This is a genomic window from Pirellulimonas nuda (assembly GCF_007750855.1).
Classification (GTDB): Bacteria; Planctomycetota; Planctomycetia; order Pirellulales; family Lacipirellulaceae; genus Pirellulimonas; species Pirellulimonas nuda.
The window spans coordinates 5,699,607-5,715,794 of the sequence record NZ_CP036291.1 but is presented as its reverse complement, the minus strand read 5'-3'; the positions used below and the strand labels follow the sequence as shown (position 1 = coordinate 5,715,794).

Sequence of the window (16,188 nt, the reverse complement as noted above, 5' to 3'; positions counted from 1 at the left end):
GCGGGCCGGCAGCGGGGCTTCGGTCGGCGAAGGTCGACCCCTAGCCGGCGACCCCGGCCGAGCGGGCCCGTCGATCATTTCTGCTAAAAATCGGCAATCGGCGCGTCGCTCGCCCTCATTCTAGACGCTTCACCCTGCTTGTGGAGCGGCAGATTCGCCCTGTGCTAGCCGGAACGCGATCGCGCGTGCGAGCAAAAACTCTGCGATATCAAGCTGCTCGGACACCGTGTGGATAGACCGCTGGCCGCAGCCCAGGGTTACTGTTGGTACGCCGCGGGCGGTGAGCCAGTTCGCGTCGAGCCCCCCATTGGTGACGGCGATCTCTGGCTCGCGGCCGACGGCCCGGATCGCCCCCCCGGCCGCCGCGACCGACGGGTCGTTGGCCGGGAGCCGAAAAGCCGCGTAGTCGAGCTGGCCGCGGAACTCGACGTTGCCGGTCTGGCCCGACTCGCTGCGGACTTCCGCTACGGCGTGATCAAACGCTTGCTTGATCTCGGCGACGATCCGCTCCAGGAACGCCGCGTCGTGGCTGCGCGCCTCGGCCCGTAGCGTGACGCGGTCGGTCACCACGTTGGTCGCCTCGCCCCCGTGGATCACCCCCACGTTGCTGGCGCCCTGCTTGCGGCCCTTCTTCACCAGGCCGTGCCAGCCCTTGCGGGTGAGGTCGGCGATGGCGAGCGACGCGATCGCGATGGCGCTCACCCCCTGCTGCGGCGCGTTGCCGGCGTGGCTGGCCAGGCCGGTGACCTCGATCGTCATCCGGTAGCCCCCGGTGGCGCCGATCGTGAGCTTGGCCGGCGAGCCGCCGTCAAAGTTGAACGCCAGCCGGGGGCGGCCCAGCAGCCCGGTAGACAGGTTGCGGGCGCCGTGCAGGCCCGCTTCTTCTTGAACGGTCCACAAGAACGTCAGCGGCGGGTGGGGCAGCGGCGAGCGGGCGATGTCCATCGCGGCCGCCAGCAGCACGGCGCAGCCGGCGCGGTTGTCGCCCCCCAGGCCGGTTTTGGGGTCGGCCGACACGATCACCGGGCCCTTGCGCCGCGGCTTGCAGCCGACGCAGATGGGCACCGTGTCGAGGTGGGCCGACAGCATCCGCCGCGGGCCGACGCCGGGCAGCTTGACGATCAGGTTGCCGATGTCGCCCCCCAGCGGGGAACGTTTGTTGGCCGTGTCCTGCCGCACGGCGTCGTCCGGCACGCCCGCCTCGCGCAGCTTCAGGCGGATGAACTGGGCGACCAGCCCCTCCTCGCCGCTGCGGCCCGGGATCGCCATGAGTTGGGTCACCAGGTCGATCGCCTGGGGGTCGCTCAGCCTAGCGGCGGGGGGAGTTTGCTTCTTTGCCAAGGGGCACCACGGCGTTGTAGGATAGGCGTCCCGCTCGTGCGGGCAGCGCATCGTACAAGAAAACCGTGTCTCACGTGGTCCCGCCGCGCCATGATCCTGATCGTCGATAACTACGACTCGTTCACCTACAACCTGGTCCAGAGGCTGGGGGAGATCGACGGCGCGCTTGATATCCAGGTGGTCCGCAACGACGAGCTCTCCGTAGACGAGATCCTCGACCGGGCCCCCGAGCGGGTGATCCTGTCTCCCGGCCCCTGCACGCCGAACGAGGCGGGGGTCTCCGTTGAGTGCGTCAACCGCATCGCCGGCAGGCTGCCGCTGCTGGGGGTTTGCCTGGGCCACCAATCGATCGGCCAGGCCCTGGGCGCCAAAATCGTGCGGGCCCGCACCCTGATGCACGGCAAGACCGACATGATCCACCACAGCGGCGGCCGGCTGACCGAGGGGATCGAGAACCCGTTCCGCGCCACCCGCTACCACAGCCTGGTGATCGACCCGGCGACGCTCCCCGACTCGCTCCGCACCGTCGCCTGGTGCGACGAACCCCACGGCGGCCGCGAGATCATGGCCGTCGAGCACGTTGAGTACCCTCTGTTCGGCGTGCAGTTCCACCCGGAGAGTTTCTTGACCGACTGCGGGTCGGAACTGTTGCGGCGGTTTCTTGCGGTGTAGCGAGTAGGGCCCCTTCATGATCTCTGTCGACCAAGCCCTGGCGATCGTGCTCGCCAGCACGGACGCACGCCTTCCCCAGCGCATCGCACTCGCCGACGCGCTCGGCGCGCAGCTCGCCGAGGACGTGGTCAGCGACGTCGATTCGCCGCCGCACGACAAGGCGTTGATGGACGGCTACGCGGTCCGCAGCGGCGATCCACAGCCGGTGCGGCGGGTGGTGGACGAAGTGATGGCGGGGGACGTGCCGCACCGCCCGGTGGGCGCCGGCGAGGCGACCCGCATCATGACCGGCGCGCCCATCCCCGACGGCGCCGACTGCGTCGTGCCGGTCGAGCAGACAGAGCTCCAGCCCGACGCAGGGGTGCTGCTGGCGCAGGCGCCCGCCGCGGGGCAGAACGTGATGCGACGCGGCGAGTCGGTACGTGCAGGGCAGACGGTTGTCTCCGCCGGCCAGCGGCTGGGGCCGGCCGAGATCGGCGTGCTCGCCGAGTTTGGCGCCGCGAACCCGGTTTGCCGGTTCGTCCGGCCGCGTGTCGCGGTGCTGGCGACCGGGGACGAGTTGGTCGATCCGACCAGCGTCTTGGGGGCCGGGCAGATCCGCAACTCGAACGGCCCGATGCTGCTGGCCGCGGCGCGAGCCGTGGGCGCCTCGGCGATCGACCTGGGCGTCGCCCGCGACGATCACAACGCATTGGAAGCAAGCATCCGACGCGGGCTCGCCGCCGACGTGTTGCTGGTTTGCGGCGGCGTGTCTGCCGGCGACCGCGACCTGGCGCCGGGAGTGCTTGCCGGTCTGGGGGTCGAAGAGCGCTTCCACAAGGTGAACCTCAAGCCGGGAAAGCCTCTGTGGTTTGGCATTGGCCGGTCGGGCGATCATACGACCGCGGTCTTCGGCCTGCCCGGCAACCCGGTGAGCGGGCTGGTCTGCTTCTGCGTGTTTGTGGCGCCGCTGCTGGCGCAGCTTGTCGGGGACGAGCGCGGCTTGGCGATGAACGAAGCAGCGATGGCGCACGACCACGATCACCCCGCCGGGAGAGAGACGTTCCGCCCCGCCGTGATCGAGCAGGGCCGAGCGACGATCGTCCCCTGGCGCGGCTCGGCTGACCTAGCGTCGCTGGTCGGCGCAACGCACCTGGTCAGGCTGCCAAGCACGGGCTGCGGGCTGCGCGCGGGGCAAGCGGTGCAAGTGGTCTCGCTCTGCTAACGCCCCAAGCAGCGGACCAGCAACCGCCAACGCCAATAGCCGACGGGCTCCGCCCCGTCGACGCGCGGCGCATTGCGGCCGCGATTGCGCCCCGCCGCCGGGGCGTAGCCCGGCAACGATGGCGGCCATTGCGGGATTCTCTTGGGGAGCGTTCTTCGCGGCTTGCAATGAGTAGTTTTTCTTTTGTTGCGGGTCTCTGTGAGTGTGTCTTTAGGCTTTAATTCAGGCTCAGCAGCCGGTCTTGCGCGTTGTCTGGGATTTCCAGAAACTGGTCTTGTGCGATCTGGGCCCTGCCGCTAATGTCCCGCCGCCTCCGCTGCGGGAGTGGGGGCGATGAGTCTAAACATGCGCGCAGGAAGTCGCCGATGACGCTCCTTCGATTGGCCACGCTCGTGGTCCTGTTCACGATTTGGTGTGGCGCCGCGGGCGCCCAGCAGTTGTCGTTGCCGCCAGAGGAAGGATCGTTCCTAGACGGTCTTCCCCCCGAGCCCAACGCCCCCCTGGGCGCGCAGGCGCCGGCCGGCAACTCTCCCTACCAGATTGTTCCGGACGTGGTGGACCAGTCTCCGTACTTCGCCCCCGCGGAAGGGGACGGCCACGAGGTTCCGCCCCCCACGGCCTTCTCCGTCGACCCGACACGCGGGTTCTTCCTCCGCGCACGCTACACCACCGAGGGGTACGGGCAGCCGGGCGGGAGCCTCGACCTGGGCACCATGCGTCTGTTTCCGATCGAGGACGACGCGATGCTGTTCGTCGACGGCCAGATCGTGCTGAATGAAGAGTCGCACGTCGGCTACAACGCCGGCATCGGCTACCGCTTCCTCACCCTGCCGGTGCTGCCGGTCGGGCCCGACGACGCCAAGGTGATGGGCGTCAGCATCTGGTCGGACGGCACCTCGACCCAGAACGGACGCTTCATCAGCCAGATCGGCACCTCGCTGGAGTACCTGGGAGACACGTTCGACATCCGCGCCAACGGCTACGCGCCGCTGTTGGATCAGGCGCTAGAATCAGATTTCTCGCCAACCGGCGAGATCGACTTTGTCGGCAACAACCTGTCGCAGCTCACCACCGGCATCCGCGAGACCGCGCTGAGCGTAGGAGAGATCGAGTTGGCGCGGCGCGTGCGCGACCGCGACTTCTGGCTCATCGGCGGCGCCTACGGGATGGCGGGCGAGGGGCTCGATTCGGCCGGCTACAAGCTGGGCGCCCGCGGCTACGTGACCCCAGACCTGCTGCTGCAGCTTGTGGTGACCGACGACGAGCTGTTCGACACCAACACCGTGTTCACCGCTACGTGGATGATCGGCCGCACGCGCGACAACTGGCGGCCCACCTGCACCGTGCTGGACCGCATGCGCGAGCCGGTGATGCGTAACAACTACGTTGCGGTGTACGAAGAGAGCGTCGCCGGGGCGCAGGCGCTGACCGACGCCGCTACCGGCGAGGAGCTGAGGTTTGTGCACGTCGACTCGGCCGCCGCGCCCGGGGGCGACGGCACCGTCGAACGCCCGCTGGCGTCGCTCAGCAGCGTCCAGGCCAACAGCCAGGCAAACGACCGCGTGTTGGCCTACGCCGACAGCACCTTCACCAACCAAACGGCGACGCTGCAGGACGGCCAGCAGCTATTGGGCGAGAGCAGCACCAGCGCCTACACCATCAACACCACCCAGTTGGGCGCGATCCCGCTGCCCCGGGCGAGCACCGGCACCGCGACGCCCATCGTCAACGGCCCCGCGGCCGGTTCGGGCGTCGTGCTGGCCGACACCAACACGGTCGAGAACCTCGTGTTCAACAGCGGCCAGACCGCCATCAACGGCGCCGCGGGCGCCGGAAATCCGACGCTCCGCAACCTCACCATCCGCAACCAGACGCAGCACGCAATCGACCTGGCGCCGTTGGTGCGTGACCCGGGGACGGCCAACGAGACCGTGGCGTTCACGACGAACATCGCGACGATGACGTTCGAGAACAACCAGAACGACATCCACATCGACGCCGCAGACACGGCCGCCGCCGGCGCCACGCGGAACAAGAACGTGACCATCAGCGGCGTCACCACCACCAACGTGGTGGGCGACAGCATCTTTGTAGAGAACACCACGGCCGGCAGCACGCTGTCGGTCGCCACGCTCACCTACAACGGCGGCACAACGGGTGACTCCGCCGTGCGGCTCTCGAACAACGCGGGCGCGACCACGCTTACCTCTGGCACCCTCACCGGCGGGCAGACCAGCGGGCGGGGCGTGTACATCCAGGGGGGCACGGGCGCGGTGACCGCTGCGTCCGGCTTCCAGGTGACCGGCGATGTCGGCGCCGCGGCGCTTGAGGTGAACGGCGGCTCAGCCGCGGTGACCTACAACGGCACCATCGCGAACCACAACGGCACGGCCGCCTGGATCGTGACCGACAGCACCGGGGCGGTAACGCTCGCCGGAAACGTCTCTAATCTCACCGGCGACGGCGCCCGCATCACCAACGCGACCAACGTCGCCGTGAACGGCGACGTGAACGGCTCCGGCGTCGGTCAGGCGGTCGTGGCGTCTTACACCACCGCCGGCGACCACAAGCTGCGGATGAACGGCGTCGACAGCACCGGCGGCGTGCTGGTGTCGAAGGGGTCCACCGTCACCGGGGGCTTGGATGTCGGCATCCGCAACTCGACGTTCGACAGCACCGTGATCGTTGACGCTCAGAACAGCGGCGCCTTCGACCTGCAGATGCAGGGGGTGACGATCGACGCCACGGGCACGGACCGGGCTATGCTGCTGAACGTCGGCACGAACGTCACCGGCGGCGACGTGCTGATTAGCGGCGCCAACCTGTTCAATGCGACCAACGCCTCGGCGCTGCAGGCGGATATCACCGGCGCCAACGTGCAGTTCCAGATGACCGGGGCCATCCTGATGAACAGCAGCGGCAATACCACCGCGAACATTAACTCCGCCACCGACGCCAACCTGCAGTTGACGCTCACCAACAACGTGTTCAACAACACCGGAGGCGGCGTCGAGTTTCAGGCCACAAGCTCTGGCACGTCGACGCTGTTCGCCAACCTCAACGGCAACGACGCCTCGGGCGGCGGCTTTGATTTGACCGAAAACGCCGGATCAACGTTCCGCATCACAAACCTCACCACGCTCTCAACGCGGAACAGCAACGAGACCTTTACGTTTAACCCGGCGGAAATCAACTTCACGGACGCAGGCGCCGCCACGCCGACGCTGCCCACCGTGCCGGCGTTCTAACGGTGCAGGCCGGCCTCCGTCCCGGGCGCCACGCCCTGAAGCGCAGCAAAGGGCGTGGCGTGTCGAGATGGGCGCCACGCCCTTCGCTGCGATTCTGGGCGTGCCACACGTTTAAGAGAACTTCGCCTTGGCGAGCGCCGCCAGGCCCTTCAGGTCCAGCTTCCCCGAGCCCAACAGCGGCAGCTCCTCAACTTCCAGGTAGCTGTCCTCGCCCGGCGCCCACAGGTTGGGCATCCCCTTGCTTGCTAGGTGTTTGGAGATCTCGGCCGGCGTCTTGGGCATCGGCAGGTGGACCACGATCAGGCGCTCCCCTTTGCGTTCGTCCGGCACGGCCGTCACGACCGCGATCGGGTCGGCGTCTTTACCGCCGGCCAGGAACTCCTGGATGGTCTCCTCGATCAGCACGTGCGGAACCATCTCGCCGCCGATCTTCGAGAAACGGCTCTCGCGCCCCGTGATGTGGATGAACCCCTCGGCGTCCAGCCGGGCGACGTCGCCGGTGACGTACCAGCCGTCGCGGACCACCTTGGCGGTCTTCTCGGGGTCGTTCAGGTAGCCCTTCATCAGGTTGGGGCCGCGGATGAGCAGCATGCCGTCCTCGCCCGTGGGCAGCGTCTGCCAAGTTTCGGGGTCGACGATCCGCGCTTCGACGTTGGGAATGGGTTGGCCGACGCTCCCCTCGCGGGAGTCGATCTTCTTCCCGGTCGAGCGGCCCGCCGGCACGTTTACGCTCACCAGCGGCGACAGCTCGGTGGCGCCGTAGCCCTCGATGGGCCGGACGCCGAACTTCTCTTCGAACGCGTCCGACAGCGCGACCGGCAGCTTCTCGGCGCCCGCCACCACCACCTGCAGCGACGCGAAGTCTTCCTTCTCGCACCGTTTGAGGTACGACCGCAGGAACGTCGGCGTGGCGAGGATGATGGTCGCCTTCCGCTCGCCGGCCAGCTTGCCCACCTGGCGGGCGTCCAGCGGGCTGAAGTGGTACGCCGCCTGCAGGTCGATCGCCAGCGGGCCCCACAGCGTGATCGTGTATCCAAAGGAGTGGAAGAACGGCAGGACGCCCAGAATGATGTCGTGGCGGTTCAGGTGCACCACCTTGTACATGCCGTAGATGTTCGAGGTGACGTTCCCGTTGGTCAGCACGACGCCTTTAGGCTCGCCGGTCGAGCCGGAAGTGAAGATGACGGTCACCTCGTCGTCGGGCTTGCTCGAGGCGAGCCCGATCAGCCGCTCGGTCAGCCACGCCGGCGCCCCGTAGGCAATCGCCGCGCTAGACAGCTTGTCCGCGAGGGTGAGCTTCTCCTTCAGCGACTCCAGCAGCACCAGCTCCGCGTCGAGCTTCAGGTTGAGCTTATCCAGCACCTTTTGGCTGGTGAGCACGTGGCGGATCCCGGCCGCCTTGAGGCACGCGTTCACCACCTCGCTGGTGGCGGAGTAGTTCACGTTCACCACCACCCGCCGGTCGAGCGCCAGGGCGGCGTTGACCACCATCGAGCCGTTGGAGGGGGGGATGAGCACGCCGACGTACTTCTCGTCCGCGGCCAGCACCTCGCGCCGCAGCAGCCGGCGGAGGATGAGCGCCCGCATCAAGAGCTGCCCCCCCGACAGCGCGTCGCCGGTCGAGTCGGCGATCTTCCAATCGAACAACCGCTGCCGGCAGACGCGCAGCATGGCCCGAGGTGGGGTCATCGATTGGAGAAAGGTCTTCATGGGCCGCGGTTCCCTTTGATAAGTGCCAGCAGTGCGACGCACCGGACGCGGATCATCGCGGATGACGGGGATCTCCAGAGATCGAGAGGAGTCGATCTTCCGTTGTCCGATTCATCCGCGAAGATCCGCGTCCGGTTGGTCGCCCCAAGAACAAGCCGACCGCCAGAATAATCGGCACAGCGATTACGACCTAGCCCGACTGCTAGCTCCGGCGCCGGCCGAGCAATCGATAATCGTAGCGGGGCATTGATCCGGGCGTGCGATCGGCCCCGAAACCTACTGAAAGGACGCGCGCCCCCCGGGCGCCTGCGGGCCCGCACCAGGATGGTCGCTATGGAATTCAATCGCAATCAGTACTTCTTCACGGGGCTCGTGATCCTGCTGCTGGGCATCCAGTTCCGGATGGTCGAGTCGTACTCCCTTACTCCCGAGGCGGCCAAGATCGTGCAGAAGGTGGGGCAAGACTCGGCCTCCGTAGCGGCCTCCGCCCCACCGGCGCTGGCCGGGTCCAAGTCGCTCAGCCCCCCCGACTGGCTCGGTTGGTGCCTGATGAGCGTCGGGAGCGTGCTGATCCTGCACAGCCTGGCAATGAAGAAACCGGGGGGCTAGGACGCCCGACCACGGATCTCACGGATGATTTCTGGGACAAGGGCCCCTCGCTCGGCCAGAACGGTTGCTGTTGGCTCGGGTCTCTCTTAGGCTTGTGCCGTCCCATCCGTGAAATCCGTGTCATCCGTGGTCAGGCGTCCGTCTGATGCGGGGAGGCCCCAAGCTTGTCTGATTCACCCGCTGCGCTGCTAGAGATCGCCATCGAAGCCGCCCGCCGCGGGGGGGTCGAGCTGGTACAGCGCGCGGGCCGGTTTGAGGCGCGGCTGAAGGGGGCGTTCGACTTTGTCACCGACGCAGACGAGGCCTCGCAGCACGCCATCGAGGCCGTGATCCGCCGCAGCCGGCCCGACGACGTGTTTGTGGGCGAAGAAGGAGAAGCCTCCGAGCGGCGCCCCGACGAGGGAGAGCTGGCCTGGGTCGCCGACCCGCTGGACGGCACGATGAACTTTGTGCACGGGTTCCCGTGCTACGCGGTGTCGGTGGGGGTGACGCGTGGCGACCGCTTGCAGGCGGGGGCGATCTACGACCCCAACCGAGACGAGCTGTTCGCCGCGAGCCTGAGGGGGGGCGCCTTCCTGGAGCACGCCGGCACACGCAGGCCGATGCGGGTCACGGCATCGCGGTCTATCGACCAGGCCATGCTGGCGATGAGCCTGCCGGCCAACGTCGCGGAGAACTCGCCCGACCTGCTCGACTTCGTCCGCTTGGCGCCCCGCTGTCAGGCGGTCCGCCGCATCGGCTCCGCGGCGTTGAACCTGGCCTACCTGGCCTGCGGCCGGATCGACGGGCACTGGGCGCGCGAGATCAAGCCGTGGGACGTGGCGGCGGGGGTGCTGCTGGTGACCGAGGCGGGGGGCGAGGTGTGCGCCTCCGACGGCGGCGCGTTCGACCTGTGGAAGGCAGACTTCGTAGCGGCCAGCACGCCGGCGCTGCATGCAGAGCTGCTGGCGGCGCTAACCGTGGCCGCGCCCCAATCCCAGCCCGACGCGTAAGCCAGGCGGCAGCATTGATTGCGCCGCTTCCCCGCTCACGCGTCGGACCGCAGTTGGTTGGCGGGTCCGGCTCCGCCGGTTAGCGGAGCGAGTCGCTAGCGAACGAGTCGGGAACGGTCCGTTCCGCGACACGGCCTAGCTCGTCCTGGGTGCGGCGTTGACCGACCGAGTGCCAGGCGCTCACTTCGCGTAGCTCCGGCATCGCCTCGATGAGCTGCGACTCGAGCATGGTGGTGAGCCTCTGCACGCCCTGGTTCTTGGAGGTCTCCATGATGGCGCGCACCGTCTTCATGATGCGCAGCATGCGGGCCCGGCTGAGCACCGGGCCGGAGAGCGGGGCGTCGATGTCTACCAGCAGCTCCGCCACGGGCGACTCGAGCCCCTGCTGCCAGCGGTAGAGTTCCGAAAGCGGCATGTCGCTGTCGGGCCTCTCTTGCCGGCGGACCTCGTCCATCGATTTTCCAAGCCGGCGCGCAAGCGTGCGGACCGAGACGCCCTGGTTCTGCCGGACCTCGGCGATCCGGTGCAGCGGGCGCTCGGTCGATGCGTAAGCGTAGCCCGGCAAGGTGTGGCCGCTTAACGTTTCACGGGCGGTGTCGATACCTTCAGCGATACTCATGGGGTGCCTCCAACAGGGTCTGTTCCAAGAAGAGAAGCTTTTCGCGCAGAACCAAAGAGCTGATACGTGGGCGCCTACTCCACGGATCAAAATCGATACGATACGGCTACGAGCTAGCCGCGACGCACGACGGGTTCTTGCAGGCGAGTCATCAGTATCCGCGATCCTTGCCGCCTGACGGCCGGATCACGCTTGCCACGATACTGATTGGCGACACGGGCGCCCGCGATTGTTCCCTGCGGGCAGATGAGCCGTATGGCTTGGCCACACGCTCTCGAAGTGGCTTTATAGTAAGCGTGGTGGCCGGATTGGGCAAGCGGAATGCGGGAACCGGCGGCTAGATGTGGCGGGCCGCAGTCTGTCCGGTCGGGCGTTGGGAACAGTTGCTATCCACGTTAAACGCGCACGGTTGCGGGGCGATCACCCATGCTGCTGTTCAAGAAGAAGTTCCTGGAAGCGATCCGCTGCGGCGCCAAGACCCAGACCATCCGGCTCTGGAAACACCGCCACGTGCGCAGCGGGCAACGCAGCTACATCCCGGGCGTGGGGGCGATCCGCATCGAGTCGGTCGAGGCGGTTGCGATCGACGCGCTCACCGACGCGGACGCGACGCCGGACGGCTTCGAGACCGCCGCGGCGCTCCAGCAGGAACTGCGGACCATCTACGGGGACAAGCTCCGGGCGGGCTACACGGCGTACCGGGTGGTGTTTGCGCTGGCGCCCGAGGACGAACCGCAGGGCTGAGCAAGAATAAGCGGGCCCGCTAGAAGTGCGTGAGGTGCGCCACGGCTTCGGCTACGCGCTGCGGGTGGCGCTGCAGTGCAATCAGCGTTAGCACCGTCAGCACCGCTGCCGTGATCGCGAAGCTGGGCCAACGCGGGCTTGGCTGCACGCTGACGCTGGCCAGAGAACGACGCAGCGCGCGTGCCAGCCGGCGCCAGCCCTCGAGGTTCTGACGGTCGCCGCTGCTCTTGAGCGAGACGTGGCGCATGAACTCGAACGCCTCGACGTGCAGCGACACCCCCAGCGACGGCAGCGTGAGGTTGTCACCCGCCCAACGCGCCTCGCGGTCGAGCTGACCGACCGCTTCGGCCAAAGCGGGCCGCAGCTCGTCGAGGCCGATGTTGTAGATCACCAGCCGCGGCCGCGCCAGCAGCACCGCCAGCGAGACGATCAGGGCGTAAAGAACGATCAGCACCACCCACACCCAGGGGCCCATCTCTGCGGTGGCCGATTCAGGCCGAAACAGCTCGATCGGGCCGATGAACGCCAGCCCCACCAGCCCGCCCCCCAGCGCGGCCGCGTCGCCGGCGCCGGTCGCCAGCAGCGGGCGGCGCCGCACGTTCACCAGCGCAAGCAGCAACAGGTAGGCCGCCAGCGGGGTAGCCGCGATCGCGAGTCGTAGGGGGTCGACCATCAGTCTCCTTCTGCCTGGTGCGGGGCGGCGTCCGACGGAGCGTAGCGGCCCGCCTGATGGAGCAGCTCGGCCCGCCGCGCGGCGGCCTCTGCCTTCTCGTCGCGGAGCCGGTTGCTGGACGACCAGGCGTCGACCAGCCCCAGCAGCGTGATCCACATGCAGGCGATCACCAACAACGCCAGGTAGACCGCCATCCACGCGGGCCGACGCGGCACGATCGGCCAGACGGCGACGAGCGCCCCCACGACGCCGATGATGCTGCTGGCCTGCATCCGCCGCAGGTACTGCCGGCGCGCAAAGCGCCTCTTGCGGTCGGGCAGCTTGGCGTCTTGCAGGCTCGCCCGCCAGTCGCGGCGGTGCGAGTCGATCAAGTACCCGGCCACGCCGAGCAGCAACATCGATAGGGGGTAGTTCCAGAGCACGACGACGCCGTTCAACGTGGGGGGCTAAGAACCGGTCGGATGGGGGGCCACAAGCGGCGGCGCTCGGGGCCCTGACGGCGGCGGACGCCCGGCTATGGCTCTTCGGCCCGGCTCGCCGGGGGCTGCCGCATCCACTCTAGCATCACCCAACCAACCTTCGCCAGCGACTCGCCGGAGCACTGATGGTGCGTGTCGCGAACGGTGTGCCAGGCGGGGTAGTCGAAATCAATCACGTCGCAGGCCGGGATGCCGGCGATGTTCCGCAACTGCAGGTGGTCGTCACGCACCACGTGCTTGGGTCGGGCGATGAACTCCTTTACCCCCAGTCGCTGGGCGGTCGACCACACCTGGTCGACCAGCGGCTTCGACTCGGGCCAGCTTACCGAGTTGGCTTCTTGGTAGATCTGCAGGTCGGCGTCCCCCACCATGTCTAGCAGCACGGCCGCGTCGTACACGTAGCCGCGCTGCTTGTCGCGGTCGTACTCCCTGGCGAACCAGGTGCTGCCAAGGAAGTACGGGTCGCGGCCCTCGGTGAACACGAGTTCTTCGCCGTCGAACAGGCAGAAATCGACCGCCAAGTCGGGGGGCAGGTCCTTCATGTGGTGGGCCAGCTCCATCAACACCGCCACGCCGCTGCCGCCGTCGTTGGCGCCGATGAACCGTCCGCTGCGGCGGGCCCGCGGGTTGGGGTCGCTGCTGGGGAGGGGGCGGGTGTCGTAGTGCGCGCACAACAGCACGCGGCGTTTGGCCTCGGGGCGCCAACGGACGATCAGGTTCGCCATCGGCACGGGCTTGCCCCCCAGCGGGTTGCGGGCCGCGAACGCCTGCAGCTCAACCTGGCCGCCCAGCGCCTCGAAGTGCTTCGTGAGCAGCTCCTGCTGGGCGATCATCGCCCGGCTGCCCGCGGGGCGGGGGCCCAACTCGCACACCTGCTTGAGGTAGCCCATCGCCCGTTGGGCGTCGAGCGGGTTGGCGGGGGCGTCCCCCGCCGCTCGGGCGCCCTCAGTCATGCACAGGGCCATCCCGAACGTTACTCCAAAGAAAATCAATCGGCGCCAAAGATTTGTCATCGGGTTTTGTTCCGCGATTTGTAGTCGGTAGGGCGGTCGCCCCGCGGCCTGCCGGCCAAGCGGCGCGCGGTTTGCATTCGGACCCCGGCGGTTGTCGAACCAAGCCAACCGGCTATGAATGCTAAAACACTCGCATCTCGATGAGGCGCCCAGGCGTGTCTTCTACTCTCTCTGCTCTGGTCGCCCCGCCCCCGTCCCGCGCTGCTGCGGCCTTCCGCCGCGACGTATTAACGGGCCTCTCGAGCCGGGCGAAGCACATCCACTGTAAATACCTGTACGACCGGCCGGGGTCGCTGCTGTTCGACAAGATCTGCGAGCTCCCCGAATACTACCCGACCCGGACCGAACGGGCGATCCTGACCCGTCACGCCGCGTCGATCGCCCGGCAGATCGGCCCCCGCGCGGCGCTCGTGGAGTACGGCAGCGGCAGCAGCGTGAAGTCGCGGCTGCTGCTCGACGCGATGATCGACCCGATTGCCTACGTGCCGGTCGATATCTCGCTGCGTCACCTCGAGGCCTCCGCGGCCGGGATCGCCCGCGCCTACCCGGCGGTCGACGTGCTGCCAGTGTGCGCGGACTTCAGCCAAGGGTTCAGCCTGCCAGACTTCCCGCGGCCCCCATCGCACAGCGCGGTGTTCTTCCCCGGATCAACCATCGGCAATTTCTTGCCCGACGCCGCCCGCGGGTTGCTGAGCGGCATCGCACGGCTGGTGGGCGTTGGGGGCGGGTTGGTGATTGGCTTCGACCTGCAGAAAGACCCGCGCGTCATCGAGGCGGCGTACAACGACCGCGAGGGGGTCACCGCCGCGTTCAACCTCAACCTGCTGCACCGCATCAACCGCGAGCTCGACGGCCGGTTCGAGGTCGATCGGTTCGCGCACCGCGCCGTTTACCAGGACGCCCAGGGCCGGGTATCGATCTCGCTGGTCTCACGCCAGCGCCAAACGGTTGAGATCGGCGACGCGTCGATCGCGTTCGAAGCCGGCGAATCGATCCACACCGAGTACTCCCACAAGTACACGCTCCCCCAGTTCGAGGCGATGGCGGCCTCGGCCGGCATGGGGGTCCACCGCGTCTGGACCGACCCCAAACAGTGGTTTGCGGTTGCTCACTGCGTCGTGGAACGACCCAGCTAACCGGAAAGAGACGCATCACAACGGCAGCCCGACGCGTAAACGAGGGACCGGGGATAACAACCGCTGCTTCCTCGCTTACCCATCGGGCTACTATTTCAATAGCTACTTCCTGATCACTTTGCACCTTCCAAGCAGCATGCCCAAAGCAATGTGGAACGGCGCCACCCTGGCCGAGAGCGACGACACGCAGATCGTCGAGGGGAACGTCTACTTCCCCCCCGACTCGCTCAAGCAAGAGATGTTCAAGCCCTCGGACGCCCACACCGTGTGCGGCTGGAAGGGGACCGCCAGCTACTACGACGTCGAGGTCGACGGCCACGTGAACGAACAGGCCGCTTGGTACTACCCCGATCCCAAGCCCAAGGCCGAAGCGATCCGCGGCTACGTGGCGTTCTGGAAAGGAGTGACGGTGGCGCCATGACGTTCGCCCCCCCAACGTCCGATGGCCCCGGCGCCGTACGCCCCCCCCCGTCGCTGGACGCACTGCTCGACCGCTACCGGTCGGTCCGCGGCTTCTCGCGCACGCTGTGCGAGACGCTGCACCCCGAAGACACGGTGCTGCAATCGATGCCCGACGCCAGTCCGGTGCGGTGGCACCTGGCGCACACCACTTGGTTCTTCGAGACGTTTCTGCTCAAGCCGCTGCCGGGCTACCGGTCGCCCCACCCGGCGTTCGAGACGCTTTTCAACTCGTACTACAACACGGTGGGCGAGCAGTTCCCCCGGGCCCAGCGGGGGCTGCTGTCGCGGCCCACGCTAGACGAGGTGATGGCGTACCGAAGCCACGTCGACAGCACGCTGCTCGAAGCCGATCTTCCGGCAAACGCGGCGTCGGTGCTGGAGATCGGCGTCAACCACGAGCAGCAGCATCAAGAGCTGATCCTTACCGACATCAAGCACGCCCTGTCGCTCAACCCGCTGGGGCCCGTGTTCCGAGAGCCGCGGGCGTCCTCGACCGCGACCGCGCGGCAGGCGCGCTGGATCAGCGTTGCGGGGGGGCAGTGCAGGATCGGGCACGGGGGGCCGGGCTTCGCCTACGACAATGAGTCGCCCCGCCACCGCGTGTGGCTCGACGACTTTCAGATCGCCGGCCGGCTGGTGACCTGCGAAGAGTACGGGGCGTTCATCGACGACGGCGGCTACCGCCGGCCCGAGTTTTGGCTGAGCGCCGGCTGGCAGGCCGTGCAGCAAGGCGCCTGGAAGGCGCCGCTATACTGGCGCCGCGACGACGCGGCTCAGGCGTGGTCGCAGTTCACGCTCGCCGGCCCGCGGCCGGTGGTCGGCGCCGAGCCGGTCACCCACGTCAGCTACTTCGAGGCAGACGCCTACGCCCGCTGGGCCGGCGCCCGCCTGCCCACCGAGGCCGAGTGGGAGGTCGCCTTCGCAAACGAGAAGGTCCAGGGGGCGTTCGCGGACCAGCGGATCGCTTCGCGGCAGGCGATCCACCCCGGCCCCGCGACCGGCGCCGATCGGCAGGCGTACGGCGAGGCCTGGCAGTGGACCTCTAGCGCCTACTCTGCCTACCCGGGCTACCGCCCCCCCGCGGGGGCGCTCGGCGAGTACAACGGCAAGTTCATGTGCGGATCGTTCGTGCTGCGCGGCGCGTCGTGCGCCACGCCGTCGGGGCACGCGCGTGCTACCTACCGCAACTTCTTTGCGCCCGACGCGCGTTGGCAGTTCACCGGCCTGCGCCTCGCCCGCGACGGCGAACCGTCCGCGTAGGCGCCCGGGCCGTCGGTCCGAGATCG

General features: G+C 68.0%; 15 protein-coding genes. 9 read left to right on the top strand and 6 right to left on the bottom strand.

Going from position 1 to position 16,188, the window contains the following annotated elements; genetic code table 11:
* Positions 1–129: 129 nt before the first annotated feature.
* Positions 130–1,341, bottom strand: coding sequence for a M20/M25/M40 family metallo-hydrolase (locus tag Pla175_RS22215; protein WP_231954017.1), 1,212 nt, complete (start codon positions 1,339–1,341; stop codon positions 130–132).
* 90 nt (positions 1,342–1,431) lie between these two features.
* Here Pla175_RS22215 and Pla175_RS22210 point away from each other — a divergent pair, with 90 nt between their 5' ends.
* From Pla175_RS22210 to Pla175_RS22200, 3 genes are all read left to right on the top strand, one after another.
* The gene (locus tag Pla175_RS22210) at positions 1,432–2,013 is read left to right on the top strand and encodes an anthranilate synthase component II (protein ID WP_145290858.1); all 582 of its coding nucleotides are present in this window, start codon (positions 1,432–1,434) and stop codon (positions 2,011–2,013) included.
* Positions 2,014–2,029: 16 nt separating this feature from the next.
* Positions 2,030–3,217 carry a molybdopterin molybdotransferase MoeA gene (locus Pla175_RS22205; protein ID WP_145290856.1) on the top strand — a complete coding sequence of 396 codons (1,188 nt, stop codon included), beginning with the start codon at positions 2,030–2,032 and terminating at the stop codon, positions 3,215–3,217.
* 365 nt (positions 3,218–3,582) lie between these two features.
* A complete protein-coding gene (locus Pla175_RS22200) occupies positions 3,583–6,465 on the top strand; it encodes an autotransporter outer membrane beta-barrel domain-containing protein (RefSeq protein WP_145290854.1) in 2,883 nt (960 codons plus the stop codon).
* A gap of 111 nt (positions 6,466–6,576) precedes the next feature.
* Here the strand turns inward: Pla175_RS22200 and Pla175_RS22195 are convergent, their stop codons facing one another.
* The gene (locus tag Pla175_RS22195) at positions 6,577–8,175 is read right to left on the bottom strand and encodes an AMP-binding protein (RefSeq protein WP_145290852.1); all 1,599 of its coding nucleotides are present in this window, start codon (positions 8,173–8,175) and stop codon (positions 6,577–6,579) included.
* 333 nt (positions 8,176–8,508) lie between these two features.
* Between Pla175_RS22195 and Pla175_RS22190 the strand changes: the two genes are divergently transcribed.
* Together Pla175_RS22190 and Pla175_RS22185 are read left to right on the top strand one after the other, a co-directional pair.
* Positions 8,509–8,784: a hypothetical protein gene (locus tag Pla175_RS22190; RefSeq protein WP_145290849.1), complete on the top strand. Its 276-nt coding sequence runs from the start codon at positions 8,509–8,511 to the stop codon at positions 8,782–8,784.
* Between the two features lie 164 nt (positions 8,785–8,948).
* Positions 8,949–9,776: an inositol monophosphatase family protein gene (locus Pla175_RS22185; RefSeq protein ID WP_145290847.1), complete on the top strand. Its 828-nt coding sequence runs from the start codon at positions 8,949–8,951 to the stop codon at positions 9,774–9,776.
* Positions 9,777–9,855: 79 nt separating this feature from the next.
* Here Pla175_RS22185 and Pla175_RS22180 read toward each other — a convergent pair whose 3' ends face one another.
* Entirely contained in the window at positions 9,856–10,395 is a 540-nt protein-coding gene (locus tag Pla175_RS22180; protein WP_145290845.1) for a hypothetical protein, read from the bottom strand.
* 426 nt (positions 10,396–10,821) lie between these two features.
* Here Pla175_RS22180 and Pla175_RS22175 point away from each other — a divergent pair, with 426 nt between their 5' ends.
* On the top strand, positions 10,822–11,139 hold the full coding sequence (locus tag Pla175_RS22175) for an ASCH domain-containing protein (protein ID WP_145290843.1): 318 nt from the start codon (positions 10,822–10,824) through the stop codon (positions 11,137–11,139).
* Positions 11,140–11,158: 19 nt separating this feature from the next.
* On the opposite strand, the gene Pla175_RS22170 is transcribed toward Pla175_RS22175, so the two are convergent.
* From Pla175_RS22170 to Pla175_RS22160, 3 genes are all read right to left on the bottom strand, one after another.
* Positions 11,159–11,812 carry a hypothetical protein gene (locus tag Pla175_RS22170; RefSeq protein ID WP_145290841.1) on the bottom strand — a complete coding sequence of 218 codons (654 nt, stop codon included), beginning with the start codon at positions 11,810–11,812 and terminating at the stop codon, positions 11,159–11,161.
* The gene (locus tag Pla175_RS22165; protein WP_145290839.1) at positions 11,812–12,249 is read right to left on the bottom strand and encodes a hypothetical protein; all 438 of its coding nucleotides are present in this window, start codon (positions 12,247–12,249) and stop codon (positions 11,812–11,814) included. Before Pla175_RS22165 ends, Pla175_RS22170 begins: the two co-directional genes overlap by 1 nt.
* A 77-nt stretch (positions 12,250–12,326) precedes the next feature.
* Positions 12,327–13,244 (bottom strand): M28 family peptidase, encoded by a 918-nt coding sequence (locus tag Pla175_RS22160; RefSeq protein WP_197527067.1) that lies wholly within the window; start codon positions 13,242–13,244, stop codon positions 12,327–12,329.
* Between the two features lie 215 nt (positions 13,245–13,459).
* On the opposite strand from Pla175_RS22160, the gene egtD reads away from it, so the two are divergent.
* From egtD to egtB, 3 genes are all read left to right on the top strand, one after another.
* A complete protein-coding gene (gene egtD / locus Pla175_RS22155) occupies positions 13,460–14,440 on the top strand; it encodes an L-histidine N(alpha)-methyltransferase (protein ID WP_231954015.1) in 981 nt (326 codons plus the stop codon).
* Between the two features lie 136 nt (positions 14,441–14,576).
* Positions 14,577–14,861 (top strand): DUF427 domain-containing protein, encoded by a 285-nt coding sequence (locus tag Pla175_RS22150; protein ID WP_145290833.1) that lies wholly within the window; start codon positions 14,577–14,579, stop codon positions 14,859–14,861.
* A complete protein-coding gene (egtB, locus tag Pla175_RS22145) occupies positions 14,858–16,162 on the top strand; it encodes an ergothioneine biosynthesis protein EgtB (RefSeq protein WP_145290830.1) in 1,305 nt (434 codons plus the stop codon). The genes Pla175_RS22150 and egtB overlap by 4 nt, the downstream gene beginning before the upstream one ends.
* Positions 16,163–16,188: the final 26 nt, after the last annotated feature.